The following is a 1250-nucleotide window of genomic DNA, read 5'->3' as shown; positions in this document are numbered from 1 at the left end:
TCCCATTTTCCCAGTTCAGGTCACCTTTTCATCTTTTAAGTCAGTTAATGACTACCGGCCTTCATGAAATACCCGGGCTAGCGAAACTTCCAGATCCACGCGCCAGACGCGGCATCCGCCACCCGCTAGCCCACATCTTGGTCATCATCATCTGTGCGGTCATCGCCGGAGCGAAAACCCTGATCGAGATTGCTGAATGGGCCAAAGACGTCGCCCCGCAACAACTGGCCGGCTACGGCATCGCAGCACCACACGCCACGACCATCGCCAGGGTGCTGCAGCGGTTAGACATCCAAACCTTTGAGCTTCTTCTCGCTGACTGGACCCAGAACCTACGCGCCGGGACCAACGCTTCCAAAACAATCAAAGCTATCGCTGTCGATGGCAAAGAAGTCCGTGGCGCGAAGAATGGAAAAGGTACACGCGTGCATCTGCTCTCAGCCATCGACCAAGGCACGCACGCAGTGCTCAGCCAAGTAGGCGTGGGAATCAAAACCAACGAGATAACCCAGTTCACGAACCTGTTGGATCACGTGGTGGAGCTGAAAGGCGCAGTCGTGACTGCGGATGCCTTGCATACGCAAAAGGGGCATGCGAAGTATCTGCACGAGCGTGAATCCCACTATATTTTTACCGTCAAAGGCAACCAGGCCAGACTTCTGGCGGAGCTTGAGCAGCTCCCATGGGATGACGTTCCCGCGGGAAACCGGACTACTCAGACACAGAATGGCCGCCGAACTATCCGCACTGTCAAATGTGCCACCGTGACTACCGGGATGAGTTTCCCGCATGCGGCTCAGGCGATGCAGATCATGCGTAAGTCGCGGCCGTTGGGCGCAACGAAGTGGCATATCGAGATCGAGCACGCGTTGACGTCACTGCCGACGCATTTGGCTGGTCCCGGAGAACTGGGTGCATGGATTCAAGGGCATTGGGCCATAGAAAACGGCCTTCATTGGCGTCGGGACGTGACATGGCAGGAGGATAAATCTCAAGTCAGAGTAGGAAATTCTCCGCATGTGATGGCAACACTGAGGAACATCGCGATCACGTTGCTTAAGAATCTGGGATACACGAATTTGGCGAAGGCTACGAGGAAGCTACGGAATCATCCTGATCGAGTGCTGTCTTTGATTGGCTTGGGGACCAGCCGCTGACTTTGCAGACGCCCTGCGGTGCGGACCATGATCTTTTCACCAATCAGCACACCATCTGGGTCATAGAAATCGTCGGGCAGTTGTTCCAGCGCT

General features: G+C 55.4%; 1 protein-coding gene. It reads left to right on the top strand.

Annotation, left to right across the window (positions count from 1 at the left end):
* Positions 1–1157 (top strand): ISAs1 family transposase (locus tag CQ019_RS18140; RefSeq protein ID WP_105719025.1); only part of this gene is annotated, 1157 nt, incomplete at its 5' end.
* Positions 1158–1250: the final 93 nt, after the last annotated feature.

The sequence above is a fragment of the Arthrobacter sp. MYb229 genome, assembly GCF_002975405.1.
GTDB lineage: Bacteria > Actinomycetota > Actinomycetes > Actinomycetales > Micrococcaceae > Glutamicibacter.
This window is presented reverse-complemented; position numbering and strand designations above follow the sequence as displayed.